Annotated in this window: 2 protein-coding genes; both read left to right on the top strand. The window is 66.3% G+C overall.

The genetic code is table 11. The annotated features are described in order from the left end of the window. On the top strand, window positions 1–1347 hold a 1347-nt coding region (locus ACSFA3_RS22930; protein ID WP_435507757.1), incomplete at its 5' end, for a xanthine dehydrogenase family protein molybdopterin-binding subunit. Window positions 1348–1367: 20 nt separating this feature from the next. Next, window positions 1368–1509 (top strand): FAD binding domain-containing protein (locus tag ACSFA3_RS22935; RefSeq protein WP_435507758.1); only part of this gene is annotated, 142 nt, incomplete at its 3' end.

A 1509-nucleotide genomic window follows, 5' to 3' on the forward strand; every position in this document is an offset into this window, starting at 1 on the left:
GCCACGCTGCTCGCCGGCCAGTACGCGACGCCGCAGATCTACGTCGAGGTCGATGCCTGGTTCACCAACACCGCGCCGGTCGATGCTTATCGAGGGGCGGGGCGGCCCGAGGCCACCTACCTGCTCGAGCGTCTTGTGTCGCGCTGCGCCTGGGAAATGAAGCTGGGGCAGGACGAGATCCGCAAGCGCAACTTCATCAGCACCTTCCCGTACCAGACGCCGGTGGCGCTGCAGTACGACACGGGTGACTTCCACGCCTGCATGGACAAGGCCCGCGTGCTGGCCGAGGTCGATGGCTTCGCGGCGCGCAAGTCGGCCACCGAGGCCAAGGGCAAGCTGCGCGGCATCGGCTACTCGAGCTACATCGAGGCCTGCGGCATCGCGCCGTCGAACATCGCCGGAGCGCTCGGCGCGCGGGCGGGCCTGTTCGAATGCGGCGAGATCCGCGTGCACCCGACCGGCAGCGTGACGGTGTTCACCGGCTCGCACAGCCACGGGCAGGGCCATGAAACCACCTTCGCGCAGGTGGTGGCGGCACGGCTGGGCATTCCGGTGGAGAACGTCGACGTGGTGCACGGAGACACCGGCCGCGTGCCCTTCGGCATGGGTACCTACGGTTCACGCTCCATCTCGGTGGGCGGCGCGGCCATCATGAAGGCGCTCGACAAGATCGAGACCAAGGCCAAGAAGATCGCCGCGCACCTGATGGAAGCGAGCGATGCCGACATTGAGTTCGCCAACGGCGAATTCACGGTCAAGGGCACCGACAAGAAGATCCCCTTCGGCCAGGTGGCGCTCACGGCCTACGTGCCGCACAACTACCCGCTCGACAAGCTGGAGCCGGGCCTGAACGAAACCGCCTTCTACGACCCGACCAACTTCACCTTCCCGGGCGGCACCTACATCTGCGAGGTCGAAGTCGACAAGCAGACAGGCGAGGTCAAGGTCGACCGCTTCACCGCGGTGGACGACTTCGGCACCATCATCAATCCGATGATCGTCGAGGGCCAGGTGCACGGCGGGCTGGTGCAGGGCATCGGCCAGGCGCTGCTCGAGAACTGCGTCTACGACAACGAAACGGGCCAGTTGCTCACCGGCAGCTTCATGGACTACGCCATGCCACGAGCAGGCGACTTTCCGCAGTTCAAGCTCGACACCGTGTGCACCCCGTGCACCCACAACCCGCTAGGCACCAAGGGCTGCGGCGAGGCGGGGGCCATCGGCTCGCCGCCGGCCGTGATCAATGCGGTGCTCGACGCGCTGGCGCCATTGGGCGTCAAGGATTTCGATATGCCTGCCTCGCCCAGCCGCGTCTGGGAAGCGATGCAGGCCGCCGCCAAGCACTAAAACAAAGAAGGAATCACACCATGTATGCCTTCACACTCGAACGGCCCGCTACCGTGGCCGATGCGGCCAAACTCGTTGCCGCCGGCGCCAAGCCGCTGGCGGGCGGCCAGACCCTGCTGGCTTCGATGAAGCTGCGGCTCTCGGCCCCCGAACAGCTGGTGG

The organism is Variovorax glucosi, from assembly GCF_051216695.1.
GTDB lineage: Bacteria > Pseudomonadota > Gammaproteobacteria > Burkholderiales > Burkholderiaceae_C > Variovorax.